Source organism: Leifsonia sp. NPDC058292, from assembly GCF_042880955.1.
Classification (GTDB): domain Bacteria; phylum Actinomycetota; class Actinomycetes; order Actinomycetales; family Microbacteriaceae; genus Leifsonia.
The window spans coordinates 1-26,392 of sequence record NZ_JBHVYL010000040.1; the positions used below are offsets into that span (position 1 = coordinate 1).

General features: G+C 67.5%; 25 protein-coding genes and 1 tRNA gene. 20 read left to right on the plus strand and 6 right to left on the minus strand.

What is annotated here, in order from left to right; all coding sequences use genetic code 11:
* Positions 1 to 41 precede the first annotated feature (41 nt).
* The 9 genes from obgE (at position 42) to ACFVWR_RS16580 (ending at position 6,888) form a co-directional block, all read left to right on the plus strand.
* Positions 42 to 1,619 (plus strand): GTPase ObgE, encoded by a 1,578-nt coding sequence (gene obgE / locus ACFVWR_RS16540; RefSeq protein WP_387214553.1) that lies wholly within the window; start codon positions 42 to 44, stop codon positions 1,617 to 1,619.
* Positions 1,616 to 2,416, plus strand: coding sequence for a glutamate 5-kinase (gene proB, locus ACFVWR_RS16545; protein ID WP_387214556.1), 801 nt, complete (start codon positions 1,616 to 1,618; stop codon positions 2,414 to 2,416). The genes obgE and proB overlap by 4 nt, the downstream gene beginning before the upstream one ends.
* Before the next feature lie 9 nt (positions 2,417 to 2,425).
* Positions 2,426 to 3,694, plus strand: a complete 1,269-nt coding sequence (locus ACFVWR_RS16550) for a glutamate-5-semialdehyde dehydrogenase (protein WP_387214559.1) — start codon at positions 2,426 to 2,428, stop codon at positions 3,692 to 3,694.
* Positions 3,695 to 3,744: 50 nt separating this feature from the next.
* Positions 3,745 to 3,981 (plus strand): hypothetical protein, encoded by a 237-nt coding sequence (locus tag ACFVWR_RS16555; protein ID WP_387214562.1) that lies wholly within the window; start codon positions 3,745 to 3,747, stop codon positions 3,979 to 3,981.
* Positions 3,982 to 3,993: 12 nt separating this feature from the next.
* Positions 3,994 to 4,596 (plus strand): nicotinate-nucleotide adenylyltransferase, encoded by a 603-nt coding sequence (gene nadD / locus ACFVWR_RS16560; RefSeq protein WP_387214566.1) that lies wholly within the window; start codon positions 3,994 to 3,996, stop codon positions 4,594 to 4,596.
* A complete protein-coding gene (locus ACFVWR_RS16565) occupies positions 4,593 to 5,852 on the plus strand; it encodes a hypothetical protein (RefSeq protein WP_387214569.1) in 1,260 nt (419 codons plus the stop codon). Before nadD ends, ACFVWR_RS16565 begins: the two co-directional genes overlap by 4 nt.
* A gap of 52 nt (positions 5,853 to 5,904) precedes the next feature.
* A complete protein-coding gene (rsfS, locus tag ACFVWR_RS16570; protein WP_387214572.1) occupies positions 5,905 to 6,282 on the plus strand; it encodes a ribosome silencing factor in 378 nt (125 codons plus the stop codon).
* A gap of 117 nt (positions 6,283 to 6,399) precedes the next feature.
* Complete coding sequence (locus ACFVWR_RS16575; RefSeq protein WP_387214575.1) at positions 6,400 to 6,720, plus strand: zf-TFIIB domain-containing protein; 321 nt, start codon at positions 6,400 to 6,402, stop codon at positions 6,718 to 6,720.
* A gap of 95 nt (positions 6,721 to 6,815) precedes the next feature.
* Positions 6,816 to 6,888: transfer RNA gene (locus ACFVWR_RS16580), tRNA-Ala, on the plus strand.
* A gap of 338 nt (positions 6,889 to 7,226) precedes the next feature.
* On the opposite strand, the gene ACFVWR_RS16585 is transcribed toward ACFVWR_RS16580, so the two are convergent.
* A complete protein-coding gene (locus tag ACFVWR_RS16585) occupies positions 7,227 to 7,835 on the minus strand; it encodes a TetR/AcrR family transcriptional regulator C-terminal domain-containing protein (RefSeq protein ID WP_387214578.1) in 609 nt (202 codons plus the stop codon).
* Between the two features lie 68 nt (positions 7,836 to 7,903).
* Here ACFVWR_RS16585 and ACFVWR_RS16590 point away from each other — a divergent pair, with 68 nt between their 5' ends.
* The 3 genes from ACFVWR_RS16590 (at position 7,904) to ACFVWR_RS16600 (ending at position 12,112) form a co-directional block, all read left to right on the plus strand.
* Positions 7,904 to 9,154 (plus strand): FAD-dependent monooxygenase, encoded by a 1,251-nt coding sequence (locus ACFVWR_RS16590; protein ID WP_387214581.1) that lies wholly within the window; start codon positions 7,904 to 7,906, stop codon positions 9,152 to 9,154.
* 287 nt (positions 9,155 to 9,441) lie between these two features.
* Positions 9,442 to 10,662: an LCP family protein gene (locus ACFVWR_RS16595; RefSeq protein ID WP_387214584.1), complete on the plus strand. Its 1,221-nt coding sequence runs from the start codon at positions 9,442 to 9,444 to the stop codon at positions 10,660 to 10,662.
* 58 nt (positions 10,663 to 10,720) lie between these two features.
* Positions 10,721 to 12,112 carry an MFS transporter gene (locus tag ACFVWR_RS16600; protein WP_387214587.1) on the plus strand — a complete coding sequence of 464 codons (1,392 nt, stop codon included), beginning with the start codon at positions 10,721 to 10,723 and terminating at the stop codon, positions 12,110 to 12,112.
* On the opposite strand, the gene ACFVWR_RS16605 is transcribed toward ACFVWR_RS16600, so the two are convergent.
* Positions 12,091 to 12,927 (minus strand): UbiA family prenyltransferase, encoded by an 837-nt coding sequence (locus ACFVWR_RS16605; RefSeq protein WP_387214590.1) that lies wholly within the window; start codon positions 12,925 to 12,927, stop codon positions 12,091 to 12,093. The two genes, ACFVWR_RS16600 and ACFVWR_RS16605, sit on opposite strands and share 22 nt — an antisense overlap.
* A 95-nt stretch (positions 12,928 to 13,022) precedes the next feature.
* Here ACFVWR_RS16605 and ACFVWR_RS16610 point away from each other — a divergent pair, with 95 nt between their 5' ends.
* The 7 genes from ACFVWR_RS16610 to ACFVWR_RS16640 all read left to right on the plus strand — a co-directional run bounded on the left by ACFVWR_RS16610 (position 13,023) and on the right by ACFVWR_RS16640 (position 21,425).
* The gene (locus ACFVWR_RS16610) at positions 13,023 to 14,033 is read left to right on the plus strand and encodes a LacI family DNA-binding transcriptional regulator (protein WP_387214593.1); all 1,011 of its coding nucleotides are present in this window, start codon (positions 13,023 to 13,025) and stop codon (positions 14,031 to 14,033) included.
* A gap of 298 nt (positions 14,034 to 14,331) precedes the next feature.
* Positions 14,332 to 15,996, plus strand: a complete 1,665-nt coding sequence (locus ACFVWR_RS16615; RefSeq protein WP_387214621.1) for an alpha-amylase family glycosyl hydrolase — start codon at positions 14,332 to 14,334, stop codon at positions 15,994 to 15,996.
* A 77-nt stretch (positions 15,997 to 16,073) separates the two neighbouring features.
* Positions 16,074 to 17,450 carry an extracellular solute-binding protein gene (locus ACFVWR_RS16620; RefSeq protein WP_387214596.1) on the plus strand — a complete coding sequence of 459 codons (1,377 nt, stop codon included), beginning with the start codon at positions 16,074 to 16,076 and terminating at the stop codon, positions 17,448 to 17,450.
* 108 nt (positions 17,451 to 17,558) lie between these two features.
* The gene (locus tag ACFVWR_RS16625; protein ID WP_387214599.1) at positions 17,559 to 18,515 is read left to right on the plus strand and encodes a carbohydrate ABC transporter permease; all 957 of its coding nucleotides are present in this window, start codon (positions 17,559 to 17,561) and stop codon (positions 18,513 to 18,515) included.
* The gene (locus ACFVWR_RS16630; RefSeq protein ID WP_387214602.1) at positions 18,512 to 19,525 is read left to right on the plus strand and encodes a carbohydrate ABC transporter permease; all 1,014 of its coding nucleotides are present in this window, start codon (positions 18,512 to 18,514) and stop codon (positions 19,523 to 19,525) included. The genes ACFVWR_RS16625 and ACFVWR_RS16630 overlap by 4 nt, the downstream gene beginning before the upstream one ends.
* 41 nt (positions 19,526 to 19,566) lie before the next feature.
* Positions 19,567 to 20,757 carry a glycoside hydrolase family 3 N-terminal domain-containing protein gene (locus tag ACFVWR_RS16635; RefSeq protein ID WP_387214624.1) on the plus strand — a complete coding sequence of 397 codons (1,191 nt, stop codon included), beginning with the start codon at positions 19,567 to 19,569 and terminating at the stop codon, positions 20,755 to 20,757.
* A 110-nt stretch (positions 20,758 to 20,867) separates the two neighbouring features.
* The gene (locus tag ACFVWR_RS16640) at positions 20,868 to 21,425 is read left to right on the plus strand and encodes a YceI family protein (protein WP_387214605.1); all 558 of its coding nucleotides are present in this window, start codon (positions 20,868 to 20,870) and stop codon (positions 21,423 to 21,425) included.
* 82 nt (positions 21,426 to 21,507) lie between these two features.
* On the opposite strand, the gene ACFVWR_RS16645 is transcribed toward ACFVWR_RS16640, so the two are convergent.
* The 4 genes from ACFVWR_RS16645 to ACFVWR_RS16660 are packed head-to-tail and all read right to left on the minus strand — an operon-like array spanning position 21,508 to position 25,493.
* Positions 21,508 to 22,176, minus strand: coding sequence for a TMEM175 family protein (locus tag ACFVWR_RS16645; RefSeq protein WP_387214608.1), 669 nt, complete (start codon positions 22,174 to 22,176; stop codon positions 21,508 to 21,510).
* Between the two features lie 18 nt (positions 22,177 to 22,194).
* Positions 22,195 to 23,241: an aromatic acid exporter family protein gene (locus ACFVWR_RS16650; protein ID WP_387214627.1), complete on the minus strand. Its 1,047-nt coding sequence runs from the start codon at positions 23,239 to 23,241 to the stop codon at positions 22,195 to 22,197.
* 24 nt (positions 23,242 to 23,265) lie between these two features.
* Entirely contained in the window at positions 23,266 to 24,369 is a 1,104-nt protein-coding gene (locus ACFVWR_RS16655; protein ID WP_387214611.1) for a winged helix DNA-binding domain-containing protein, read from the minus strand.
* 56 nt (positions 24,370 to 24,425) lie between these two features.
* Positions 24,426 to 25,493, minus strand: a complete 1,068-nt coding sequence (locus tag ACFVWR_RS16660; RefSeq protein WP_387214614.1) for an App1 family protein — start codon at positions 25,491 to 25,493, stop codon at positions 24,426 to 24,428.
* 206 nt (positions 25,494 to 25,699) lie between these two features.
* Between ACFVWR_RS16660 and ACFVWR_RS16665 the strand changes: the two genes are divergently transcribed.
* Complete coding sequence (locus tag ACFVWR_RS16665; RefSeq protein ID WP_387214618.1) at positions 25,700 to 26,359, plus strand: TetR family transcriptional regulator; 660 nt, start codon at positions 25,700 to 25,702, stop codon at positions 26,357 to 26,359.
* The last annotated feature ends 33 nt before the right edge of the window (positions 26,360 to 26,392 follow it).

The window sequence follows — 26,392 nt, forward strand, 5'->3', positions numbered from 1 at the left end:
CCCCGGGGCACTCCCGGGGGCAGAGAATCACTAGGAGCATCATGGCAACGTTCGTGGACAACGTGACGTTGCATCTGCGCGCCGGTCACGGCGGCAACGGATGCGTTTCGGTCCGCCGCGAGAAGTTCAAGCCGCTCGCCGGCCCCGATGGCGGCAATGGCGGCAACGGCGGCGACATCGTGCTCGTCGCCGACCCGCAGGTGACGACGCTGCTCGGCTACCACCGCGCACCGCACCGTTCCTCCGACAACGGCGGTTTCGGCATGGGCGACCACCGCTCCGGCTACGCCGGCCCCGAGCTCGAGCTCCCGGTTCCTGTCGGAACCGTCGTCAAGGACGCCGACGGCACCGAGCTGATCGACATGAGCGAGCCCGGTATCCGCTACGTGGTCGCTCCCGGCGGCGTCGGCGGTCTCGGCAATGCCGCGCTCGCGAACCCGAAGCGCAAGGCTCCCGGCTTCGCGCTTCTCGGCACACCCGGCTGGGAGGGTGACGTCCGCCTCGAGCTCAAGACCGTGGCGGATGTGGCTCTGGTGGGCTACCCGTCTGCCGGCAAGTCGAGCCTCATCGCCGCGCTGTCCGCTGCGAAGCCGAAGATCGCCGACTACCCGTTCACGACACTGCACCCGAACCTGGGCGTCGTGCAGGCGGGGGAGACCCGCTACACCGTCGCCGACGTTCCCGGACTCATCGAGGGTGCGAGCGAGGGCAAGGGTCTCGGCCTGGAGTTCCTGCGCCACGTCGAACGCTGCAGCGCGCTGCTGCACGTGCTCGACTGCGCCACGCTCGACCCCGGGCGCGACCCGATCAGCGACCTGGACGTCATCCTCGGCGAACTGGCCGCGTATCCCGTTCCGGATGGTCAGACGCCGCTCCTGGAGCGTCCGCAGCTCGTCGCGCTCAACAAGATCGACGTTCCCGAAGCCCGTGAGCTCGCCGAGTTCGTCCGCGGCGATCTGGAAGCTCGCGGCTACCGCGTGTTCGAGATCTCGACGGTCAGCCACGAGGGCCTTCGCCAGCTCTCCTTCGCCCTCGCCGAACAGGTGGAGAAGGCTCGCGTCGAGCAGATCGCGGCTGAGGCCGAGCGGCCCCGCATCGTGATCCGTCCGAAGGCCGTCGATGACGCGTCGTTCGTCGTCAAGGTGGAGGGCGGTTCGGATGGGCCGGTCTATCGCATCCTCGGAGCCAAGCCCGAGCGCTGGGTCGCTCAGACCGACTTCGCCAACGACGAGGCGGTCGGCTTCCTCGCCGACCGGCTGGCCAAGCTCGGCGTCGAAGAGAAGCTGTTCAAGGCGGGCGCCATCTCCGGCTCGACGGTCGTGATCGGCCGTGGCAGCGGTGTCATCTTCGATTGGGAACCGACCCTGACGTCGACCGCAGAGCTCATCACCTCACCGCGCGGCACCGACGCCCGTTTCGACGGCAACGAGCGCCCCACACGCAACAAGCGTCGCGAGGACTACTTCGACCGCATGGACGCGAAGGCCGAAGCGCGCGCCGAGCTGCTGCGCGAGCGGGAGGCCGGTCTCTGGGTCGACGACCTCGGGGACAATCCTCTTGAGAGTGCGTCCGGCGCTGACGCCACCGGCAGCGACACCAAGGAGACCGACGCGGAATGACCATCGACGACCGTAGCCAGGTGCCCTCCGCGAGACGCGTCGTCGTCAAGGTGGGTTCGTCCTCCATCAGCGGGGAGAACGCCGGGCAGATCGGTCCGCTGGTCGACGCACTCGCCGAGACGCACGGGCGCGATACGCAGGTCATCCTCGTGTCCTCCGGCGCCATCGCCACGGGCATCCCGTATCTGCAACTCGACGGCAGGCCCACCGATCTCGCCACGCAGCAGGCGGCGGCGGCGGTGGGGCAGAACGTTCTCATCTACCGCTATCAGGACAGCCTCGACCGCTACGGGGTCGTGGCCGGCCAAGTGCTGCTGACCGCGGGCGACATGGAGAATCCGACGCACCGGAGCAACGCGAAGCGCGCGATGGAGCGGTTGCTCGACCTGCGCATCCTGCCCATCGTCAACGAGAACGACACGGTGGCGACGCACGAGATCCGGTTCGGTGACAACGACAGGCTCGCCGCGCTGGTTGCCCTGCTCGTCGAGGCTGATCTTCTGGTGCTGCTCTCGGATGTCGACGCCCTCTACACCCGGCCGCCGCACGAGCCGGGTGCGCAGCGGATCGCCGAGGTCGCCTACGACGACGCTCTCGAGGGCGTGGAGATCGGGGCGACGGGATCGTCGGGTCTCGGAACCGGCGGCGCGCTCACGAAGGTCTCCGCCGCTCGCCAGGCCGCCGAGCGCGGCACGGCGGTCATCCTCACGTCCACCGCCCTCGTGTCGGAGGCCCTGCGGGGAGAGCACGTCGGCACCTGGTTCGCACCCGCCGGCGACGGGCCCCGCACGGCCTAAACTTGGCTCATGTCTCAGACCACGCTGGATCGAGTCTCTCTCGTCGACAAGCTCGCCGCGGCCAAAGAAGCGTCGCTGTCACTGGCCACCGCCACGACAGACGTGAAGAACGCGGCTCTGCGAGCGATCGCGACACGGCTGACCGGCTCCTCCGCCCGAATCCTCGAGGCGAACGAGCTCGACCTCGCGAACGGCCGCGAGAGCGGGCTCTCGACCGGGTTGCTCGACCGGCTCACCCTCAGCGACGCACGCTTGGCGGGGCTCGCGGATGCGGTGCTCCAGATCGCCGCGCTCACCGACCCCGTCGGCGAGGCGGTGCGGGGCAGCTCGCTGCCGAACGGCATCAAGCTCACCCAGGTGCGCGTGCCCTTCGGCGTGGTCGGTGCGATCTACGAGGCTCGCCCGAACGTGACCGTCGACATCGCGGCCCTCGCGCTCAAGAGCGGTAACGCCGCCGTGCTGCGCGGCGGAAGCGCCGCCATCGAGACCAACCGTGTGCTGGTCGACGTGATCGGCGAAGCCGTGGCCGACGCGGGGCTCCCCGCCGGTTCCGTGCAGACGATCGACGAGTTCGGCCGCGACGGTGCAACCCGGTTGATGAAGGCTCGCGGCTACATCGACGTGCTCATTCCGCGGGGGAGTGCCGAACTCATCCGCACGGTGGTCACCGAGTCGACCGTTCCCGTCATCGAGACGGGGGCCGGCGTCGTGCACATCGTTCTCGACGAGAGCGCGCGGGAGGACTGGTCGGTCGACATCGTGCGCAACGCTAAAGTTCAGCGTCCCAGCGTCTGCAACGCCGTGGAGACGCTGCTGGTGCACCGCGGTGCGGCCGAACGAGTGCTGCCCGCCGTGCTCTCCGCACTCACCGAGGCCGGGGTCACCGTGCACGCCGACGAGAGCGCCCGTGCCTTCGCCCCCACCGCTGTTCCGGCGACCGAAGAGGACTGGGCGACCGAGCACATGAGCCTCGACATCTCCGTGAAGGTCGTGGATTCGCTCGACGAGGCGATGGCGCACATCCGGCGCTATTCGACGCAGCACACGGAGTCGATCATCACCAACGACCTGGCGAACGCGGAAAGGTTCCTCGCCGAGGTCGACTCCGCCGTGGTGATGGTCAATGCGTCGACCCGGTTCACCGACGGCGGCGAGTTCGGGTTCGGCGCCGAGGTCGGGATCTCCACCCAGAAGCTCCACGCGCGCGGCCCGATGGGGCTCCCCGAGCTCACCAGCACGAAATGGCTCGTCCGCGGGTCGGGTCAGATCCGCCCGTGAGCCACTACTAAGATGGGGTCTGGCGTTCGCGCCGGGAAAGGAAGAACTCGATGTCACACCTGACGGCCGTGCTGGCTGAGACCGAAGCTCACGTGGAGCTGTTCATGCCGACCTGGGCCTTCGGCGCCATCGCTCTGGCCGTTTTCGCCGTTCTCGGGTTCGTCATCTGGAGCTACCGCGACGTGGCCAACCGCCACAGCCACAAGGCCGGCCCCGGCGCCGCAGACCACGCCGCAGCCCCCGGTGCGACGCACCACGGTTCTGGACACCCCTCGCAGGGACACTGACCCAGCGCGCGTATGGAGCTGACGGAGAAGCGCCGCCCTCGCATCGGTGTGATGGGTGGCACGTTCGATCCGATCCATCACGGGCACCTGGTCGCGGCCAGCGAGGTCGCGCAGTCGTTCGACCTCGACGAGGTCGTCTTCGTGCCCACCGGCCACCCGTGGCAGAAGGGCGATGTCACTCTCGCGGAGCATCGCTACCTCATGACGGTCATCGCCACGGCGTCGAATCCGCGCTTCACCGTGAGCCGCGTCGACATCGACCGCGAGGGCCCCACGTACACGATCGACACTCTCCGGGACCTCCATCACGAGCATCCCGAGGCCGAGCTCTTCTTCATCACGGGGGCGGACGCCATCGCGCAGATTCTCAGTTGGCGAGACGTTCAGGAGCTCTGGGACCTCGCGCACTTCGTGGCTGTGAGTCGTCCGGGACATGACTTGAGTATTTCTGGATTGCCGCAGCAAGACGTAAGCTTGTTGGAAGTTCCGGCCTTGGCGATCTCGTCAACCGACTGCCGGACCAGGGTGAGCAGGGGATTTCCGGTCTGGTACCTGGTGCCGGATGGCGTTGTCCAGTACATCTCCAAACACCATCTGTATCGGAGTGTGGCATGACTTTGTGGCAAGATCCGCCGCAGACACGGCGACAGGCCCGCGAGAACGAACGTTCGGCGGAGCAGAAAGCCGCTGGGCAGGCGTCTCGACGCGCGGGAACGGCTGAGCCGACCCCCGGGGGAGAGATCCCCATCGTCACGACGCCGTACACCTTCTCGGCGGGCAAAGCCGTCGAGAGCGATGAGGCCCAGCAGCCGGCCATCCCGGCGACGGCGTTCGAAGAGCCCGGTGTCACGTCGCCGACGCGCCCGAACCTGCCCAGCTACGGAGCATCGTTCGACGCGCTGCTGAGTCCGCGGTCGACGGATGACGACGGCTCGGATGACGGGAAGCCCTCAGAGCCTGCCTCGGCGCTGTACCACCAGGCTCCCGAGCCCGGCGCCGTCGAGCCCGTGACCACGCCGGTGGCTGTCGTGCCGCCGACCGCCACGCCCTCGGGACAGCCCGAACGCATCCTGACCCGCCGCGAGCTCCGGGCCATGCAGCAGGCGCAGGAGGCCAATCAGCAGGCCGGGCACGTCGAGTCCGTCGTCCCCATCACCTTCACTCAGCCGGAGGAGTCCAAGTCGACCACTCCGGCCGCTCCCAAGCAGGACGCACCGGCTGAGCCCGCCGCCGACGTGTCCTCCTCGAATGCCGGAGCCTGGCCGTTCGCGCCCTTGGTGCCCTCGGCGGCTCCCGCTGCCGCGACACCGCCCGCCGCTCCGGCGGCCGCGCCGTCGCCTGCCCCCACGGAGCGCGTCGAAGAGTCGACCGGCGAGAAGCAGCCGTATCAGCCTCCGGTCGGCCACTGGTCCACTGCCGCAGAGCTCGACGACAAGAACCAGCCGTTCGATCAGATCATCAGCCGGAGCGTCGGCCCCTCGGGGGCGGCCACCACGACGAACGCCCTGATCCTGCCGGTCCTTCCGACCGCGGATGCGACAGGCCCCTTGACCAGTACCGGTGAGATCCTCGTGACGGGTTCGATCGACCTGCCCCGCGGTCTCGGCTCGACCGGGGCGCACCCTGATCGCATCGACTCGTCCGACATCGACCGTCTGCTCGACGGCGAAGAGAACGAGTTCAACACCTCGGAGGTCGCCCCGATCCGCGCCTCCCGAGCCGTCAGCACCCACACCTCGACGCGCGGCGTGATCACGCCGCCGAAGAAGCGTGGCGGCCGGCTTCCCGTCATCCTCATGATCACGGCCGGTGTTCTGGCCGTCGGCGTGATCGGACTCCTCGTGGCCGCGTACGTGCTGAACGTGTTCTGATCATCGTTCACACGCAGCACGCCAACCACCGACCCTTCAGGGAGAACCACCTGTGACCGCATCCGCCCACGCTCGGGAGATCCTTCAGATCGCCGCAAGGGCTGCCGACTCCAAAGCCGGCGAAGACCTGGTGGCACTCGACGTGTCCGGTCCTCTGCCGCTGACCGACATCTTCCTGCTGGTCTCCGGCCGGGTCGAGCGCAACGTGATAGCCATCGCCGGCGAGATCGAAGACCAGCTCAACGACGCCGGTGTGAAGACTCTGCGGCGCGAGGGCAAGTCTGAGGGTCGCTGGGTGCTGCTCGACTTCGGCGACCTCGTCGTGCACGTGTTCCACGACGAAGACCGCATGTACTACTCGCTCGAGCGCCTGTGGAAGGACTGCCCGGTGGTTCCTCTCGAACTGCCTGTCGTCGAGAACGCGGAGTAGCATCTTCGGCGGTTTCCCGGCCGCGCCTGAGGGTTCTCTCAAGCTCGGCTGCTGTACTGATTCGGTTCCCCCGCCCGCGGCACAGCGCCGCGAGCCCCCAACCGAACGGAGCAGCCGATGAAGTGCCCTGACGACGGTGCGACACTCGTGATGAGCGAGCGAAGCGGGATCGAGATCGACTACTGCCCGGAATGCCGCGGGGTGTGGCTCGACCGCGGCGAACTCGACAAGATCATCGATCGAGCCCAGTCGGGTGGTCAGCCTTCTGCGACGCCCGCCCAGCCCGCCTATGGCGCGCCGGCCCCGCAGGGCTATCAGCAGCAGCCGTACCCACAGCAGAACCCCGGTCATCCGGCCAACCATCAGCAGGGCTACGGGCGTCAGCCGTACCCCGCTCGCAAGAAGAAGGAGAACTGGCTCAGCGAGCTGTTCGACTGACGTCGCCAGCCGGCTGAGGCCCGCTCGTTTTTTTCTGCCACCGATCTTGTAGTACGCTGAATGAGTTGTCTTCGAGAGATCGAGAACAGCTTTCTGGGTCTGTGGCGCAGCTGGTAGCGCACCTGCATGGCATGCAGGGGGTCAGGGGTTCGAGTCCCCTCAGATCCACCGAGAAGTCCCGAGACCACTGGTCTCGGGACTTTTTTCGTTGTGCCGCCACCGTTGACGGAGGGACCTCAGCGAAGCTGGATCAATCCGGCGTCCGTCGGAGTGAATCCGCACGCGTCGAAATGGACGTCCCGCAGGTGGCCCTCGAAGTCGACGGGCAACCAGCGGCGATGATCAAACGCTTCAGCGTGCAGGATGTTGATCTGTGTTGGAGAAGGATCCGCGCCACTCCTTGAGGACGGGATCGGGGGCGGGACTGGGCGCTGTGTGGCTCCTTGTGAGTCGGGCCACGCGGACGTGGTCTCAGAGAATGGTGAGGGAACGGCGAGGAATGGTCATCACGAGTCACCTGCGGCTCGGGCGGTTTGCGTCTGCGACGGGCTCGTGACGCGGTCTGTCAGACCGTCGAGAATGAGGGCGAGTCCTGCTTCGAAGGCCGTTGTGTGATCGATCTTCGGCAGGTCGGCCGGTGGTTCGACGCCGGTATCGCTCACGGTTTCCGCTTGTTCTTCGAGGACGCTTCCCACGGTGAAGCGGCTGGCGGTCAGCATAGCCATTTGCGCGTCGAGTTCGGGCACGCCCGATGCGGTCAGGAACCTCATCTTCTGAGTTATCCGGTCGAGGTCGGCGCTGGGGATGAGCCCGGCGTGGAGTCGCGCGCCGTCGCGGCGTGCCAGGAGGGTCCGCCGGAAGCTTCGTGTGTTGTCAAGGAACCATGCCCGCCAGTCCGCGGGCAGTTGCGGGAGCGGAACTGACGTGTGGGGAAGCATCGCAGCCTCGGCCATCGCCGCCAGTAGGTCTTCCTTCTTTCGGAAATGCCAATACAAGGACGGCTGCTCTACACCGAGCCGGGCCGCGAGCCGCCTCGTGCTGACGGCGTCAAGCCCTACTTCGTCGAGCAGGTCGAGCGCTTGCGCGATGACGGTTTCCCGGCTGATTTTGGACACCTTGACAATCTATCACCGATAGGGGAGAGTGCGAAGCAACCTTTCACTGATAGATACGGACGGACAGAATGACTGACCCAGCTGCACCTCGCTCCCTGAAGATCCTGATCGCCGGAGGCGGGATCGCCGGGCAGGCGGCCGCCTTCTGGCTGGCCAGGGACGGCCATCGGGTCACCATCGGGGAGCGATTCCCGGCCCTTCGCGCGGCCGGCGCGCAGGTCGACCTCCGCGGGCAGGGCATCGATGCCGCTCGACGGATGGGGCTTCTCGACACGATTCGCGACCACCTCGTCGACGAAGCCGGTGTCGCGTTCGTGAACGCCAAGGGCAAGCCTCGGGCGACGATCATGGCCAATACTTCTGGAATGGGGCGGCAGACGTTGACCTCGGAGTACGAGATCATGCGAGGGGACCTCGTCCGGATTCTGTACGACGCCACGAAGAACGACGTCGACTACGTCTTCGGGAAGAGCGTCGATAGCTTCGAACAGGACGACGACCGTGTCGTTGCGCACTTCTCCGACGGCTGGGCGGACGAGTACGACGTTCTGATCGGCGCGGACGGTCAGGGCTCCCGGATCCGGCGTGCGATTCTTCCCGAAGGCACCGCGGACCCGTACTGGCGGACGGGGATTCACATGGCGTACTGGTTCATCCCGCGCACCAGCACGGACAGCAACATCCGAGACACCTACATGGTCCCCGGTGGGCGCCAGATCATGCGGCGCAGCCACAACCCCGAAGAGACTCAGGTGTATTTCGTGCTCCGAGAAGAATCGGGGGAAGCGTCAGCCATCCACCGGCGACCGGTCGAGGAGCAGAAGCAGTTCTGGGCCAGCCGGTTCCGTGACGCCGGGTGGCAAACCGAACGGTTCATCGACGGCATGAAGGACGCTCCGTTCTTCTACTCCCAAGAGGTGGTGCAGGTCCGCGCCGACACCTGGTCCAAGGGCCGGGTGGTCTTGGCCGGCGACGCCGCGCACTGCGCCTCGCCGTATAGCGGCATGGGCGTCTCTGGCGGACTCGTGGGCGGCTACGTCCTGGCCGGCGAAATCAATCGGAACTCTGGCGATCTGACAACCGCGTTCGCGAACTACGACCGCACGCTTCGTCCCTTTGTCGATGAGATCCAAGGCACCGTGAAGCCGGCCATCCTGAAACTCGGCCTGCCTAAGACGCAGGCCGCGATCACTGCGTTCCGGACACTCACTGCGGTCGCGACCGGACTCCACATCCCCGAACTCGTCGCCCGCTTCGCCACGGAAGACCGCGGCGGCACGTGGGAATTGCCGGAGTACCCGGGCACGCCTGCCGACTAGGAACCATCCACCGGCCTCGTCCACCGAGAAGGGTCTCAGGGTCGAATCCTCCGGAGACCCTTCGCACTGCGGGTTCGGGACGGGCGCAGCACTCGCGCCCCGAACAGGGCGCGAGTGCTGCGGCTTCCGACACGCGGTCGTACAGTAAACTTCTGCACAATCCCGCCGAACGCAACGCCCGAGGACACTGCCCGATGACCGACCTGCCACGCCGTCACCAGAGGAATCGTGGTGCCGTCGCGGTTCGTCACGGCAGGTTGCCGAGGCGGCGTGCGGTCGGAACGGTCATGAAGATCCTCGCGGCGGCCGTTGCGGTGGTCGTCGTCAGCATCGGTTCGGTCGCGGCGTACGCGGTCTGGGATGTGACCCGCTCCATCAAGCCGAGCATCCACTTGGCGGCCGCTCCCGGGCAGACGTCGCAGGCGGTTCCGAGCGTCGGCGCGATCGAGGGGGGCGTGAATCTTCTCATCGCCGGCACCGACAGTCGCTCCGGTCTCGGCGGCGTCTACGAGACGGGCGATGAGCAGGATGCCAGCTCCGGCGCCGGAAACAACGACGTCACGATGCTGTTGCACATCGCTCAAGACCACAAGAGCGCGATGGTCATCAGCTTTCCGCGCGACCTGATGGTCCGCATCCCCGACTGCCCCGCTCCCGACGGCGACGGCACGATCGACGGCTCCAGCAGGGCGCAGTTCAACACGGCGTTGTCCCGCGGCGGTGTTCCGTGCGTCGCCCTCACCGTCGGGGAGCTCACTGGTGTGCAGGTGCAGTTCGCCGCGGAGATCAACTTCAACGGTGTGAGCGCGATGTCCTCGGCGATCGGGGGAGTGACGGTGTGTCTGGCGACGCCGGTCGAAGACGAGTACACGAATCCGCAGCTCGACCTTCCAGCCGGTTCGAACACCCTCGTCGGCGATCAGGCGCTGTCGTTCCTGCGGTCGCGGCACGGCGTCGGAGACGGCAGCGACCTCGGGCGCATCAGCAACCAGCAGGTCTTCCTGTCGGCGCTGGCGCGGAAGGTGGTCGACGGCGGCGTGCTGGCGAACCCCATCCAGCTCTACGGTCTGGCCAAGGCAGCGACGGCGAACATGACGCTCTCCGACTCGCTGACCCCCACGACGATGGTGCAGATCGGGCTCGCCCTGAAAGACACCGGTCTCGACAACGTGGTGTTCATCCAGTTCCCGTCGGTGACCGACCCGGACAACGTCAACCGGGTCATCCCGAGCGAGAGCGGCGCCGAGGCCCTGAGCGACGCGCTCGTGAAAGACCTGCCCGTGAAGCTCACCGGCACCACCGGCGTCGCCGCCGAGGACCAGACGCCACCGGCCGCCCCGGTGGATCCGGCGGCGCCCCCGGCCTCGACGGACCCGTCGGCGCCGGCTGACCCGTCGGCGACGCCGGCCGATCCGGGCACGGCACCCGCGAACGCTGCGGTCGAACTGCCGTCTTCGGTGACGGGACAGACGGCGGCGCAGCAGACGTGCACCAAGGGCAACAACTGACGACGGCCGCCGTCGCCGCCTTCTTGCGATTCGCCGCGGCGACCCCTTTACTGAGAGCATGACGACCACAAGCACGACGGTGATGCAGCGCAAGGTGCTGATCGTCGCCATCCTGGCGAGCTTCGTCGCGTTTCTGGATGGCGCGGTGATCAACGTCGCACTGCCGGCGATCTCGAAAGAACTGGGCGGCGGGCTTCCGTTGCAGCAGTGGGTCGTCGACGGCTATCTGGTCACGCTCGGTTCGCTCATCCTGATCGCCGGGTCGCTGTCGGATGTGCTCGGCCACAAGCGCGTGCTCTACCTGGGGCTCATCGGCTTCGGAGTCACCTCGCTGCTCTGCGCGTTCGCGCCCAACGGCGTTTTCCTGGTCGTGGCCCGCGCCCTGCAGGGTGTGGCCGGCGCTCTGCTCGTGCCGAGTTCGCTCGCCATGATCATCGCGACGTTCTCCGGCGCGGCGCAGGCCAAGGCGATCGGACGGTGGACGGCCTGGACGGGTGTCGCGATGATCGCGGGCCCCGTGCTCGGCGGCGTGTTCGTCGACACGCTGTCGTGGCGCTGGGTGTTCGTCATCAACGTGGTGCCGATCGCCATCACGCTGCTGCTGCTGGTGACGCTGAAGCAGGAGGACAGCGGCACGGGCGGTCACGTCGACATCCTCGGAGCGGTGCTCGGATCGGTCGGTCTGGCCGGCGCGGTCTACGGTCTCATCGAGCAGGGCGTCTACGGCTGGGGCAGCCCTCAGGTGCTGGTGCCGCTCATCCTGGGGCTCATTCTGCTCGCCGCGTTCTTCTTCTGGCAGACGCGGGCGAAACAGCCCATGCTCCCGCTCGGTCTGTTCCGTGTCCACAACTTCTGGGTGGGCAACATCTCGACGGCCTTCGTCTACGGCGCGCTCTCGTTCGGACCGCTGATGGTGACGCTCTACCTGCAACAGGTGATCGGGTTCGGCGCGACCGAGGCCGGGCTCGTGTTCATCCCGTCCACCCTCTGCATGCTGCTGCTCTCGGGGCTCTTCGGCTCGCTCGCGGGACGCCACGGGCCGCGCTTGTTCATGGCGATCGGCCCGGTGATCGCGTCCGCCGGCTTCCTCTGGCTCCTGATGATGGGCAGGGATGTCGTCTACTGGGTGAGCCTTCTGCCGGCCGTGCTGCTGTTCGGTGTCGGGCTGTCGATCACCGTCGCGCCGCTGACGTCGGCGATCCTCGGAGCGATCCACCCGGCACAGGCGGGCATCGGCTCGGCCGTCAACAACGCGGTCTCCCGCATCGCGGGCCTCATCACGGTCGCGATGGCCGGGCTCATCGTCGGGCAGCAGCTCGACCGGGCGGGTTTCGACCGTGCGCTCATCTGCACGGCCGTGCTGCTGATCGCGGGAGGCGTGGTGTCGGCGATCGGCATCCGCAACCACGAGCCGGCCGCCGAGCCCATTCAGGTGGCGGCGACGGACTGACCGGCCAGCGCAAGCATGATCACGTCGATGAGCGCGCAGGTCATGATGAGCTGCATCAGCAGGCGCGTGGGTGAGGTGCGCAGCACGAGCACGACACCGTGGACGGCGATCGCCATACCGAGCACGAGCCCGGCGACGAGCAGCGGTTGTGGCGGCCATCCCGGACCGAAGGTGATGGCCACGGTCGCCGCCGCGAGGCACGCGAATGCGAGCAGCCCGCTGGGGGTCGCCCCGAGGCGGTGGGGAAGTCCCCGGATGCCGGTCGTGTCGTCGTCTGCCAGGTCGGGAAGTACGTTGGTGACGTGCGCGGCGACTCCGAGAAGCGCGCCCGCGGCGAGCACCCAGGCAGCGGGCCAGGCGGGCTGCGCTTGGCCGAGCGTCGCGATCGCCGGTAGGAGGCCGAAGCTCACCGCGAACGGGAGGAACGAGATCACAGTGGATTTGAGGCCGAGGTTGTAGGCCCAGCCGCCGGCGATGGCCACGAGATGCGCGCCCAGCGCCAGAGGGCCGAGCGCGGCGGTGACCGCGAGGGCGGCCACGAGGGCGACGAACGCCGCCGCGCGCACAGCCCGGATGCCGATCGCGCCTCTCGCTGCCGGCTTGTCGGCGCGGTGCACAGCGGCGTCTCGCGTCGCATCGAGCCAGTCATTCGACCAGCCGATCGAGAGTTGGCCCAGAAGGATGGCGACGATCAGCACGACCAGCCGGGAGAGTGGATAGCCCAGGCCGACTCCGAGCACCGCCCCGACGGCGGTGACGACGACGGTGGGGCCGGGGTGGCTGGCGAGTAGGAGGGATGCCGCCTTGTTCGCCATGCTGGCCATGGTATCCGCCTGAACAGCCGCGGCGAGCCGAGCGGGCGCTGTAAAGAAATTGCGACGGTTTGCAATGAATTGCGTATGCTGAGCGCATGTCGCAACGTCTCGCAGAAGTCGCCCGCAAGGTCGGGGTCAGTGAAGCAACCGTCAGCCGTGTTCTCAACGAGAAGCCCGGGGTGTCGGATGCGACGAGGCAGGCCGTGCTCACCGCGCTCGACGTGCTCGGCTACGAACGGCCGAGCAAGCTGAGAGGCGAGCGCGCTCGGCTGGTCGGGCTCGTGCTGCCGGAGCTGCAGAACCCGATCTTCCCCGCCTTCGCCGAGGTCATAGGCGGCGCACTCGCCCAGAACGGGTACACGCCGGTGCTCTGCACCCAGACCGCCGGCGGCATCTCCGAGGCCGACTACGTCGAGCTCCTCCTGCAGCAGCAGGTCTCAGGAGTCGTGTTCGTGGGCGGTGCGTACGCCCAGCAGGACGCATCGCACGCGCACTACGGGCGCCTCGCCGATCTCCACCTGCCGACGGTGCTCGTGAACGCACCGGTCGACGACCTCGATTTCGCGACCGTCTCCTGCGACGACACGGTCGCGACCGCCCAGGCGCTGACCCATCTGCGCTCGCTGGGCCACACGCGCATCGGTCTGCTGCTCGGGCCGCGCGACCACATCCCGTCCCAGCGCAAGCTCGCCGCCGCGAAGCGCATCCTGGAAGGCTGGGATGTTCCCTTCGACGACGCGCTCGTGGTGCACTCGCTCTACTCGCTCGAGGCCGGGCAGGCCGCGGCGACGCGGTTGCTGAAGGCCGGCGTCACGGCGATCGTCTGCGCCAGTGACCCGATGGCTCTCGGGGCGATCAGGGCGGTGCGGCGGGCGGGACTCAGCGTGCCTCAGGATGTGTCGATCGTCGGCTACGACGACTCCGCCCTGATGAACTGCACGGAGCCACCGCTCACGACCGTTCGCCAGCCGATCGAGCCGATGGGCCGCACGATCATCGAGCTGCTTCTGCGCCAGATCTCGAGCGATTCGGCGATCTCCGACGAGCTCTTCTTCGAGCCGGAGTTGGTGGTGCGCGGCTCGACGGGGCCAGCCCCCGTGTCGTAACTGTTACGCAATTCAGCGCAAATATGCGCAAACGAATTACCTATTGTTGAGTTCTTGCGTGGATCTGTCCTTAACGCTACTTTGAGCCAGATGACGACGGCGTCGATGGTTCGATGACGTCGCTCGCCACGACCGAACCGTCGACCTCGACGGCGGGCCGTGCCACGAAGCCGTGACGGATGATCACGTCGGGCGGGCGGGCGCTGCCGGCGAAGCCGCCCGATCCGAAGGACTCCGAGTGGACCTCCCCGTGCTCGCCGCCCAGCCGCACCCGACGGCGCCGACCGGCGCTGCAGCCGTGCACTCCGACCGTTCCGCGTCGGTCGGCCTCTCCGGCGCCGACCCTCTTTGGTGGCGCAGCGCGGTGATCTACCAGATCTACATCCGGAGCTTCGCTGACGGTAACGGCGACGGCATCGGCGACATCGCCGGAGTGCGCAGCCATCTCGGCTACCTCCGCGACCTCGGGGTCGACGCGATCTGGTTCACCCCGTGGTACGAGTCTCCCCTCGCCGACGGCGGGTACGACGTCGCCGACTATCGCAGGATCAATCCGGCGTTCGGCGACCTCGCCGAGGCGGAGGCGCTCATCCAGGAGGCACTGGCGCTGGGCATCCGCACGATCATCGACGTCGTGCCGAACCACATCTCCGATCAGCACCCCTGGTTTCAGGAGGCACTGGCCTCGCCGCCCGGTTCGCCCGCGCGGGAACGGTTCTGGTTCCGACCGGGGCGCGGCGACGGCGGGGACGAGATGCCCACCCGGTGGCGTTCGAACTTCTCGGGCGAAACGTGGACGCGAACGCGCAACCCCGACGGAACCCCGGGGGAGTGGTACCTGCACCTCTTCACCCCCCAGCAGCCCGACCTGAACTGGAACCATCCCGACGTGCGGGCCGAGCACGAGGAGATCCTGCGGTTCTGGTTCGACCGTGGCGTCGCCGGCGTCCGCATCGACTCGGCGGCTCTGCTCGTGAAGGACGCGACGCTGCCGGAGGTGCCGGAGAATCCGGGCGCGGGCGAGCACCCCACCCAAGACCGCGACGAGCTGCACGACATCTACCGAGGATGGCGCTCCATCGCCGACTCGTATCCGGGCACCCGCGTGCTCGTGGGCGAGATCTGGCTGCCCGAGATCGATCGATTCGCCATGTACCTGCGGCCCGACGAACTGCACACGGCGTTCAACTTCGACTTTCTGGCGCGGCCGTGGGATGCGGCCGAACTGCGCGCATCCATCGACCAGACCCTGCGTGCGCACGCACCGGTGAACGCACCGAGCACCTGGGTGCTCTCGAACCACGACGTGACCCGGCCCGTCACCCGCTACGGCCGCGAGGACTCGTCGTTCGCCTTTCTGAAGAAGCGCGTCGGTACGCAGACCGATGCCGCCCTCGGTCTGCGGCGAAGCCGGGCTGCGGCGCTGTTGACGGCGGCGTTGCCCGGCTCGCTCTACATCTACCAGGGTGACGAGCTCGGGTTGCCCGAGGTGGAGGATCTGCCGGCGGACAGGCTTGAAGACCCGATGCATTTCCGTTCGGGGGGAGTCGACCCGGGGCGCGACGGCTGCCGCGTTCCGCTGCCCTGGCGGGGACTTCACGCACCATTCGGCTTCAGCCCGGATGGCGCGGTCACCGACGCCTGGCTGCCGCAGCCCGAATCGTGGTCGGAGCTCACCGTCGAGGCCGAGCAGAGCGATGCGACGTCGATGCTCTGGCTCTACCGGATGGCGCTCCGCATCCGCCGGTCGGAGGCCGCCCTGGGCGACGGGCCGCTCGTCTGGCGCGACGGCCCGGCCGGCACGCTCGTTTTCGCCCGCGGCGAGCGCTTTCTGAACGTGACGAATCTCTCCCGCACGGCCGTCGAGCTCCCCGAGCACGTGGCCATCCTGCTCAGCAGCAGCCCGCTCGAGAACGGTCTGCTTCCCCCCGACTCCACGGCGTGGCTCAGAACACAGCACTAGCCGCCGGAGGTCGCGCGACGCACCAGCCGCGACACCGCACCACCCGCATCACACCACACCATCGAAAGGAACCGACAATGAGGTCACCAAGAACTGTCGCTGCGTTCGCAGCGATCACGCTAGCCGGTGTCGGCCTGCTCGCCGGATGCGCCAGCTCCGGCGGGGGCGACAGCGCAGACGGCAAGGTGCACATCACCGTCGCCAGCCTGATCCCGGGTAGCGACAAGGCAGCGTTCAAGGCCTTCGACGACCGCGTCAAGGAGTTCGAGAAGGCCAACCCGAACATCGTGCTGAAGACCGAGGAGTATCAGTGGACGGGTCCGACGTTCGCGACCCAGCTCGCCGGTGGCACCCTGCCCGATGTGTTCAACGTGCCGTTCACCGACTCGCAGTCGCTGCTGCAGGCCGGGCAGCTCGCCGACATCACGCCCGAGGTCAAGGCGCTGTCGTACGCGGGCAAGTTCAACGAGAACGTGCTGGCTGTCGCCAAGGACGGCGACAAGATCTACGGCATCCCGTACGGCCCGTACGCCATGGGGCTCTCCTACAACCGAGAGCTCTTCGCGAAGGCGGGGCTCGACCCCGACAAGCCGCCGACCACCTGGGACGAGGTTCGTGAAGACGCGAAGATCATCTCCCAGAAGGTTCCGGGTGTCGCCGGCTACATGCAGATGACGCAGGGCAACACCGGCGGCTGGGAACTCGTCACCACGACGTACGCCCGCGGCGGGCGTGTCGAGACCACGAGCGGCGGCAAGACCAAGGTCACCACGAACAACCCGGAGACCAAGGAAGCGCTGCAGTTCCTGCACGACGTGCGCTGGGAGGACAACGCTGCGGGCACCAACTTCCTGCTCGACTGGAGCGGCATCAACCAGGCCTTCGGCGCCGGCCAGATCGCCATGTACCCCAGCGGTTCTGACGTGCTCACCTCCCTGGTGCAGCAGAACGACGTCGACCCGAAGAACTACGGCCTCACGACGCTTCCGCTGACCGACAACGCCGACGCCGGCGCGCTCGTCGGCGGCAACGTTGCGGCCGTCAGCCCGAAGTCGACGGCGGCCCAGAAGGCCGCGGCCGTCAAGTGGATCGACTTCTACTACATGCAGAAGCTGCTCGACGAGAAGCAGGCGATCGCCGACGCGAAGGTGCTCGCGAAGTCGAACCAGCCGGTCGGCGTTCCGACGCTGCCGGTCTTCGACAAGGCCACGTACGACCAGACGCTCTCGTGGATCAAGCCCGAGGTGAACATTCCGCTCGAGAACGTCGCGCCGTTCACCGACAAGATCTTCGACACCAACCTCGTGCCGGAGCCGAACAAGAACACGCAGGAGCTGTACGGCGCGCTCGACTCGGTGGTGCAGGCCGTGCTCACCGACAAGAACGCCGACGTCGATGCGCTGTTGACGAAGGTCGACGCCGACATCCAGAAGCTGGTCGACTCCAGCAAGTAGCGGAAGGTGCGCTGGAGCCGGCGGGACGCGAGCGCGCTCCGTCGGCTCCGCCGGCACCCCGAACCTTCGATAGACAGCGCAGTTGCACAGGACGAAAGAGCACACCCGATGACAGCGATCGACCGCCGTTCCGAGACGACGAGCAGAGCAGCACCTCCGAGAGCGGTGAGACGGTCGCCCGTCACCTGGTTGCGGGGCGGCGGGCTGAGCAACCTGGTCTTCCTCCTGCCGATGCTCGTCATCTTCGGCGTGTTCTCCTGGTGGCCGATCGTGCGAAGCGTCGTGATGAGCTTCCAGCACACCAACCTGGTGTCTCCGCCGACGTTCGTCGGCTGGGACAACTTCGTGCAGGTCGTGAACGACCCGCTGTTCTGGACGGCCGTCGGCAACACCGGCTGGTTCGCCCTGCTGGCGCTGCTGCTCGGTTACCCCATCCCGCTGATCGCCGCCGTGCTCATGAGCGAGGTCAAGCGAGCCAAGGGCCTGTACAGCGCGCTGGCGTACCTGCCCGTCGTCGTGCCGCCGGTGGTGGCCGTGCTGCTCTGGAAGTTCTTCTACGACGCGAGCCCGACCGGGGTCTTCAACACGATCCTCGGCTGGGTCGGCATTCCGCCGCAGCCGTGGATCCAGGATGCGTCCCAAGCGATGCCGTCGCTGGTCGTCGAAGCGACCTGGGCGGCGGCAGGCGGAACGATCATCATCTATCTCGCGGCCATTACCGGGGTGGCGCCCGAGCTGTACGACGCAGCCGAGGTGGACGGCGCCAACATCTGGCAGAAGATCTGGCACGTGACCATGCCGCAGCTGAGGGGCATCCTGCTGATCACGCTCATTCTGCAGATCATCGGCACGGCCCAGGTCTTCCTCGAGCCGTACCTCTTCACCGGCGGCGGCCCGGTCAATTCGACCGTGACCGTTCTGCTCCTGATCTACCGCTACGCATTCCAGAACAGTCTCGGCGGCGACTACGGCGCCGCGACCGCGCTCAGCCTGCTGCTCGCGCTGTTCCTGGCCGTGCTCTCCCTCGTGTACTTCCGCCTCACCAAGTCCTGGAGCCAGAATTGACGACGTCGACCGAATTCACGCCCGAGGTCATGACCGTCTTGGCCGACGAATTGGAGGGCGCGGCCGGCGCGCCGGGTGGGCCGGCCGGCCGGCGGCGACGTCGAACCAAGCGGCCGAAGCCGAACGCCGACTCCACTGATCGCGGCATCCTGTCGCCGTCGGACTGGCGGCGGCCGGGCATCCGGTGGGGCACGAGGATCACGCACGCCGTTCTGCTGGTGTCGCTGATCGTGGTCGGCCTCGGCCCGCTGCTCTGGCTGGCCAAGTCCGCCATCACCCCGACGCGGGACACCCTTCGCACACCGATGGCGCTCTTCCCGAACGGCGTCGACTGGGCGAACCTCTCGACCGCGTGGTCGACCGTGCACATCGACGTGCAGTTCATGAACACGATCTGGGTGGCGCTGGGCTCCTGGATCATGCAGGTGATCGTGGCGACGACGGCCGGCTACGCGCTCAGCGTGCTGCGACCGAAGTACGGCAAGGTCATCTACGGTCTCGTGCTCGGCACCCTGTTCGTGCCGTCGGTCGTGCTGTTGGTGCCCCTGTATCTGACGATCCTCAATCCGCCGCTGCTCGGCCAGTCGCTCATCAACACCTTCTGGGCGGTCTGGTTGCCCGCGGGCGCCAGTGCGTTCAACGTCGTGCTGATCAAACGCTTCTTCGACAACCTGCCGCGGGAGGTGTTCGAGGCCGCGCGCACCGACGGTGCCGGGCCGTTCCGCCTGTTCTGGTCGATCGTGCTCCCGATGTCGAAGCCCATCCTGGGCGTCGTGTCGGTCTTCGCGATCATCGCCGCCTGGAAGGACTTCCTCTGGCCCTTGCTCGTGCTGCGCGACCCGAACCTCCAGCCGCTCTCCGTGCGGCTTCCCACGCTGCAGTCGGCGATCCAGCTGGACGTGTACCTGGCGGCCCTCGCGATTTCGACCCTGATCCCCATCGCGCTGTTCCTGGTGTTCCAGGGCCTGTTCCTGCGCAGCGCCGGTCTGGGAGGCGCGGTCAAGGGGTAGATTCTCGGTCTCTTGGCCGAGGCGGTTACCATCGGACGGTGATGGGACTGTCGACGGCGCAGGGACGGATCCGTGCCGTCGTGGCGGTCGGTCTGGGGATGCTCGTCGTCGCCGGGGTCTGCGGCTGCGCGCCTTCCGTCGCCACACCGTCGCAGCATCCGTCGCCCAGCGCCTCGGCCACCCCGACGCCGACCGTCGACCCGATCACCGCGTATGCGAGGCAGCGGCTCAGCAGCATGACGCTGCGTCAGCAGGTCGCGAGCCTGCTGATGCTGCATCAGCCGGGCACCGACGGCGTGGCACTGCGGGCGTTCATCGACCGTTACGGGCTCGGCGGCATGATCCTCATGGGCGACAACATCCCGCCCACCCCCGAAGCCCTGACCGCGCAGACGGCGTCGATGGCAGCGGATGCCGGGCTGCCGCCGCTCATCGCCGTCGACGAAGAGGGCGGAGACGTCACCAGGCTCCCGTGGGACGGGCAGCCAGGCGCGGACACCCTGAAGACCATGCCCTCCACCGCGACGACGGCGGCGTTCGCGGCACGCGGAGCTCTGCTCCGTCAGGCCGGCATCACCCTGAACTTCGGAACCGTGGCGGATGTGACCGCCGATCCGAACTCGTTCATCGCCGACCGCGTGCTTGGAACGACGCCCGCCGACGCTGCCGCCCGGGTAGCGGCGTCGGTCACGGGGGAGAGGGGAGCGGTGCTGTCGACGCTCAAGCACTTCCCCGGACACGGCGAGACCGAGGCCGACTCCCATCTCACCGTGCCGTCCACCGCGGCAACCATGGACCGGTGGCGGACGCAGGACGCGCCGCAATTCTCGGCTGGTATCGCCGCCGGCGCCGAGGTCGTGATGTTCGGGCACCTGACCTACAGCGCCGTGGATGCGGCTCCGGCGTCGCTCTCGGGGGCATGGCACCGCATTCTGAGCGATGAGCTGGGGTTCTCGGGCATCACCATCACCGATGACATGCGCATGTTGCAAGACACGGGCCTGGCCGAATACCAGAACCCAGGGGAGAACGCGGTGCGAGCCATCGCAGCCGGCAACACGATGCTGCTGTTCGTGCTTCCGGCAGACCCGGGGTCGATCGGATGCGACCCCGACACCCTCATCGACGCGGTCGTCGCCGCGGTGGGATCGGGCCGGATTCCGGCCAGCCTGATCGAGGCCGACGCGCTGAAACTCCTCGAACTGCGGCGGTCCCTGGCTCCCGAAGAGTGACGCGTCAACTTTCTTTTCGGGATTCGGAATAGATCCACGATCCATACGCTTGCATGTACTCGAGAAGCGTGACGAGCGCCTCGCCCACACACTCTTGAGGAGAAGAAGACATGACGAACACCATCGAGATCCCCGGTTACAAGGCCGGCACCTGGACCATCGACCCCTCGCACAGCGAGGTCGGATTCAGCATCCGTCACCTCATGATCAGCAAGGTGAAGGGCGTCTTCGAGAACTTCGACGCCACCTTCGTCACCGCTGAGAACCCGCTCGACTCGAAGGTCACCGCCAAGGCCGAGGTCGCCTCGGTGAACACCAAGGACAAGAACCGCGACGCGCACCTGCGCACCGGTGACTTCTTCCTCGCCGAGGAGTTCCCGAACATCGAGTTCGTCTCCACCGGCGCCCGCGTCGAAGACGGCGACTTCTTCGTCGACGGAGACCTCACCATCAAGGGCGTGACCAAGCCGGTCACGTTCGAGTTCGACTTCGGCGGCTTCGGCCAGGACCCGTACGGCAACTACAAGGCCGGCGCGACCGCCAAGGCCGAGGTGAACCGCGAGGACTTCGGTCTCACCTACAACGCCGCGCTCGAGACCGGTGGAATGCTGCTCGGCGAGAAGGTGACCATCACCCTCGAACTGCAGGCCGTGCTCACCCAGGACTAGTCCTCGGCAAGACCCGTACGACACTCCTCAGGGACCTCCGGATCGCTCCGGCGGTCCCTGAGTTCGTTCACGGGGCCGCGTGTCAGTGGTGCCTCTTGCGCACGCCTTTCGGACGCGGGGTCCTGAAGCGGTCGAACACCGGATTGAGGAACGAAGCGACGAAGGCGATCGACCCGAGCCACGGGGACAGGGCGACCGTCACCAGGGCGAGTCCGACGGCGATGAGGGAGCCGATCCTCGTCGATCGCACCGCTGCGGGCGTGAGCCCGGAGACGAACGAATGCCGGGCCGAGGTCAGGTGGTACCACTGGATCGCGCTCACGGCGGTGACGAAGAGGAAGTTGAGGGGAAGCAGCGTGCGGCCGGCGAGAAGGTCGTTGTAGTTGCTGATCAGGCTCGTGGTGAAGGGGATGAGCACCACGCCGAGCAGCCGCAGCGTGTTGAGGAACACCCCCATCGAGTCGACCGTCGATACGAACTCGAACTGCCAGACGTGGATGCGCCAGAGCAGCCCGAGCAGCAGGAAGCTGATCACGAAGCTCAATATCCCGAACCCTTGGTCGCCGATGGCCGACCAGAGCGCGACGTCCGAGTGGATGCCGATGGGAAACTTGTCGACGCTCAGATCGAGCACGAGCAGTGTCGCCGCGATCGAGAAGACGCCGTCGGTGAACGCCTCCATGCGCCGCGTCGACACCGGCGTGCCGTCCGGGTCGTCGGTGAGCGGAGGGGCAGTGATCTCCTCGTCCATAGGCGGAATGCTAGTGGCTCAGGTGGCTCCGTCACCGGTGATCTCGTCGTGGATGCGGCGCAGGTCTTCCAGCAGCGACCCGAGCAGAATCCAGTGCCGAGGATCGGGCGTCGCGACGACGAGCGGGGCCGTCAGCACGGGGATGCCCTCGGTCTTGGCCTCCGGTTCGGCGGCCGGAGCGTCGGGGTCGCGGGAGAGCAGACGGAGGTCGTGGGCCGAACGGCGCAGCTCGTCGGAGATCGCCTGCAGGGTGGGCTCGCCCGCCAGACTCTCGTCGTAGTGGTCGTGGAAGGCGCGCGTCATGCCGAGCGCGCGAGTGATCAGGGGACGCAGCCGGGCGAACAGCTCGTCGTCGTCGTCGAGAACCCGCCGGTGCCGCACCTGTCGCGGGTTGAGGGTGAGGCTCTCCCTGGCCTGAGCGAGCGCGGCCTCGGTCTTCTTCTCCATCGGGCGCAGAAGCCGTGCCTCCAACAGCAGTTCGTCGAGCTGACTGGCCGACTGCGTGGTCTCCAGAGCGCCGGCGAGACGGTCGAGGGTGGCCGCGATCTCGTTTCCGAGTCGCAGCACCGAAGCGTGGGCCGGTGCGAGCAGCACCGGTGGCACGATGAGGATGTTGACCAGCACTCCGATGATGGCGCCGATGATGGTCTCGACGATGCGCGCGAGCGCGTAGTCGGGATTCGACGCGCCGAGGGCGAGCACCAGCATCGCGGTGATCGGCACCTGGTTCGCCGTGCCGGGCGCGAGCCGGAGCGCCCACGCGAGCACGATGGACACGACGACGGCGAGCAGCACGATCCAGCTGTTGGTGCCGAACGCAAGACCGATCGCATAGGCGATCAGCACCCCGACGATGACGCCGAGGCTGCGTTCGATCGCTTTGCCGACCGACTGGTTGACGCTCGGCTGCACGACGAGAAGCGCGGCGATCGTGGCGAAGATCGGCAGCTCGTTCGGGAGGAACAGGCTGGCGACGAGCCACGCCAGAATCATCGCGATGGCGGTCTTGACCACCTGCAGAAGCGGGAGTCTCGTCGTCGATCGGATGTTCGCAGGGAGTCGCAGAGCCACGCCTCCAGGGTAGCCGGGTCAGGCGAGTCGGCCGGGGACTCCGATGAACCGCGCGTATGCCTTGACGCGTGCCGGAAGGCGCTTCGCCTGGGCCGCGGACAGTTCGCCGAACGGGCGTGGCTCGACCGTGATCTCTTTGCCGCTCTGCGACCGCTTCCAGGTGCCGATGACGCGGCCGCCCGCGACCATGACGGGAGCGAAGACGCCGTTGCCGCCCGGAACCACCTTGAGGAAATCGTCGGGATCGATGGTCAGGTCACGGTTCTGGTAGCCGATGAAGTACTCGTCGAAGGCCGGGAGCAGATGGACAGCACCCGTCTCGGTGGCCGAGCGCACGCGTGCCGCGTCGGCGCCGGCGAGTTCGGCGGTCATCCAGTACTCCGCGCCGTCGACGGTGATGCTGGTGAGCCGGTCGCCGGCGACGGCGATCCCTGTCTTCGCGCCGCCCACCGTGCCCTTCGTCCACCAGACGAAGTCCTTGATCGTCGCGGGTCCGTGGCCGGCGACATACCGCACCAAGAACTCGGCGTGCGCTTCGTCGTCCGCGAGCTTCCGAGGGTTCGGCACCCACTCGTCGAGCAGCACCAGCGACTGCTGCGTCTTGTGTGACGGACCCCAGCAGAGCACGCCGGTCTGCGCCAGATAGTAGATGAGGTGGTAGCCGCGCTGCCCGGCCGTGACGATGCCGCTCTGCTCCCACAGCGCCATGAGATCGGCCCGGCCGATGCTGCCACCACCGGCGATGGCGGCCGTCACGATGTCGCGGGCCCGGTCGAAATCGGCCTGTTCGAGCTCGAGCCGCCGATGTCTCAGGGCGAGGCCGGTCACCATCCGTTCGGTGGTGACCTGAAGCATCCAGCCGAGATCGCGGGGCGGAACGAAATGGAGCGTGCCCCGCATCGGCCAGGAGCGCACGATGCTTCCGGCGTCGAGGGCCGCGATCACGTCTGACTGGGTCATGCCGGGGGAGCGCACGCCGAGCGCCCAGCAGGCCGCACCGAAGTCTTGCGCCTGCACCGCGAGCATCCGCTCGACCACGGCCTGCGGCGTCGTCGCCTGCTCTCCCTCGAGCCCGTGCGCGAGCAGGCGGAACCGGCGTAGGTCGGCGGCACTGGCAGGCATGCGACCCAGTATGTCGCACGCCGGTGACAGCCGTGGCTCGCACCAGGCGCCGACCGCTAGGGCAGGATGTCGAGCGCTTTCAGCTGCTCGCTGAGCCCGGCGCCGTCGGGCGCATAGACCCATGGCGCTCCGCTGAGACTCGTGTGCTTCTCCGCCTTCGACCGGCCACCGGCGAGAACCGCCTCGCGCGTGGAGAGCTGACGGATGGCGACGGCCCGCACGCTCTCGGGGTGCGAGCTGATGAACTCGCGGTAGAGCACCTCGTCGTGCTGACCGTCGTCTCCGATGAGCAGCCACTGCAATCCCGGAAACTCCTCCGCGAGTCGTTCGAGGCTCGACTTCTTGTGGTCCCGTCCGCTGCGGAACAGGCGATCGTGCGTCGGACCCCAGTCGGTGAGGAGCAACGGACCGGCGGGGAAGAGGTTGCGGGAGAGGAAGCGGGTGAGTGTCGGGGCGACGTTCCAGGCGCCGGTCGACAGGTAGACGACGGGGGTTCCCGGATGCGTCGCCGCCAGCCGCTCGAGCAGCACAGCCATACCGGGCGTGGGAACGCGGGCGTGCTCATCCAGCACGAAGGTGTTCCAGGCGGCGAGGAGAGGTCGTGGCAGGGCGGTGACCATCACCGTGTCGTCCACGTCGGAGATGATGCCGAACCTGGTCTTGGGATCGACGATGAAGACCGGCGCCTCGAACACGCGCGCCGACTCGGCCGTGTACAGGCGCACCGTGTGCCATCCCGGAGCGAGCTGCACCGGGATGACCGTGTCGATCACGCCGCCACGGTCGGGCATCACGGTGTGGGTGCTTCCCTCGATCTCGATGGTCACGGGCACGTCGGCGACCGGGACGCTGATGAACGAACGCCAGCCCCGGATGCTCTCCTCGCGCTTGCGGTGCAGCCGCTCGGCCCTGCTGCCCGGCTTCGGGTCGCGGGCGAGCACGACGCGGCCGAGGATTCGGACCCAGGTGGGGGAGCCGTACCCGGTGTACGGAACGACCGTCGCGAGGAAACCGCGCTTGCGGCCCCGCCGTGCGCGGAACTCGTGGAACGCGTCTTCGATGCGCGCAGCGCGATGCATGACGAGTTCCACGTTCGTGCTGCGGGCGTCGGGTGATCCGGACATATCCGTCAAGTTTCTCATGAACCATCGAACGGTTCGCGCGCATCCCCCAGAGTTGGGGGACAGAATTGCGGCGCGTCGTGAGGATTTCCCACCCGTAAGTGAGGTTTCCCCGAATATGATCCGAATTGCGCCCTGCGGAAGGCTGGGCGGGGCTGGGGACCCGGATCAACGTATTGTGGACCTGCAGGAAAGAAGGAGTTGCCCTCGTGCCCATCAATGACCTCGTTGCCGGACAGAATCCTTCGGGCGCACCGCTGGTGCGAACGGAGCCGATTCAGGAAAGGAGCGCGGCGCGGATCGACGCGCTGCTCGACGCGGCGGCCGAAGTGGTCGACGAGATCGGATTCGATCGCCTCACGACCGCCATGGTCGCTGAGCGCGCCGGAGCCTCGATCGGAACGGTCTACCGCTATTTCCCCGACCGCATCGTGCTGTTGCAGGCCTTGCGCGACCGCGCGCTGCAGCGTTACCGGTCCGCCGTCGTCGAAGCCATCCGGGTGCAGAGCCCCGAACACTGGTGGAACGCCGTGGAGTGCGCCATCGACGCTTTCGTGGTGATGTTCCGCTCGGAGCCGGGCTTCCGCATCATCCGGTTCACCGACGCGGAGCGGGTCGGCGTCGCCGATGACGCGCCGGACGAGACCGACGAGTCGTTCGCGCACCGTTTCGCCGAGATCCTCTCCGACGAGTTCGGTCTCCCCGCCGGAGACGAACTGAAGTTCCGTCTGGAGACCGTGGTCGAGATCTCCGACGCGCTGATCAACCGTGCCTTCCTGGCCGACCCGAACGGAGACGAGCGCTTCATCGCCGAAGCGCGTGTCGTCGCTCGCGAGTACCTCGCGAAGCGTTACGGGGACAGCGAGTGACCTCACTCTGACGACGAGCGGCCGGCGTTTCGA

Bases quoted from the DNA above. Each gene is read 5' to 3' on its own strand.
- ACFVWR_RS16610 (WP_387214593.1), top strand. From the start codon at position 13,023: ATGTCGCAACGTCTCGCAGAAGTCGCCCGCAAGGTCGGGGTCAGTGAA.
- ACFVWR_RS16555 (WP_387214562.1), top strand. From the start codon at position 3,745: ATGTCACACCTGACGGCCGTGCTGGCTGAGACCGAAGCTCACGTGGAG.
- ACFVWR_RS16620 (WP_387214596.1), top strand. From the start codon at position 16,074: ATGAGGTCACCAAGAACTGTCGCTGCGTTCGCAGCGATCACGCTAGCC.
- ACFVWR_RS16595 (WP_387214584.1), top strand. From the start codon at position 9,442: ATGAAGATCCTCGCGGCGGCCGTTGCGGTGGTCGTCGTCAGCATCGGT.
- ACFVWR_RS16655 (WP_387214611.1), bottom strand. From the start codon at position 24,369: ATGCCTGCCAGTGCCGCCGACCTACGCCGGTTCCGCCTGCTCGCGCAC.
- ACFVWR_RS16565 (WP_387214569.1), top strand. From the start codon at position 4,593: ATGACTTTGTGGCAAGATCCGCCGCAGACACGGCGACAGGCCCGCGAG.
- ACFVWR_RS16635 (WP_387214624.1), top strand. From the start codon at position 19,567: ATGGGACTGTCGACGGCGCAGGGACGGATCCGTGCCGTCGTGGCGGTC.
- ACFVWR_RS16575 (WP_387214575.1), top strand. From the start codon at position 6,400: ATGAAGTGCCCTGACGACGGTGCGACACTCGTGATGAGCGAGCGAAGC.
- ACFVWR_RS16640 (WP_387214605.1), top strand. From the start codon at position 20,868: ATGACGAACACCATCGAGATCCCCGGTTACAAGGCCGGCACCTGGACC.
- ACFVWR_RS16605 (WP_387214590.1), bottom strand. From the start codon at position 12,927: ATGGCGAACAAGGCGGCATCCCTCCTACTCGCCAGCCACCCCGGCCCC.
- proB (WP_387214556.1), top strand. From the start codon at position 1,616: ATGACCATCGACGACCGTAGCCAGGTGCCCTCCGCGAGACGCGTCGTC.
- ACFVWR_RS16590 (WP_387214581.1), top strand. From the start codon at position 7,904: ATGACTGACCCAGCTGCACCTCGCTCCCTGAAGATCCTGATCGCCGGA.
- ACFVWR_RS16550 (WP_387214559.1), top strand. From the start codon at position 2,426: ATGTCTCAGACCACGCTGGATCGAGTCTCTCTCGTCGACAAGCTCGCC.
- ACFVWR_RS16600 (WP_387214587.1), top strand. From the start codon at position 10,721: ATGACGACCACAAGCACGACGGTGATGCAGCGCAAGGTGCTGATCGTC.
- ACFVWR_RS16645 (WP_387214608.1), bottom strand. From the start codon at position 22,176: ATGGACGAGGAGATCACTGCCCCTCCGCTCACCGACGACCCGGACGGC.
- ACFVWR_RS16660 (WP_387214614.1), bottom strand. From the start codon at position 25,493: ATGTCCGGATCACCCGACGCCCGCAGCACGAACGTGGAACTCGTCATG.
- nadD (WP_387214566.1), top strand. From the start codon at position 3,994: ATGGAGCTGACGGAGAAGCGCCGCCCTCGCATCGGTGTGATGGGTGGC.
- obgE (WP_387214553.1), top strand. From the start codon at position 42: ATGGCAACGTTCGTGGACAACGTGACGTTGCATCTGCGCGCCGGTCAC.
- ACFVWR_RS16625 (WP_387214599.1), top strand. From the start codon at position 17,559: ATGACAGCGATCGACCGCCGTTCCGAGACGACGAGCAGAGCAGCACCT.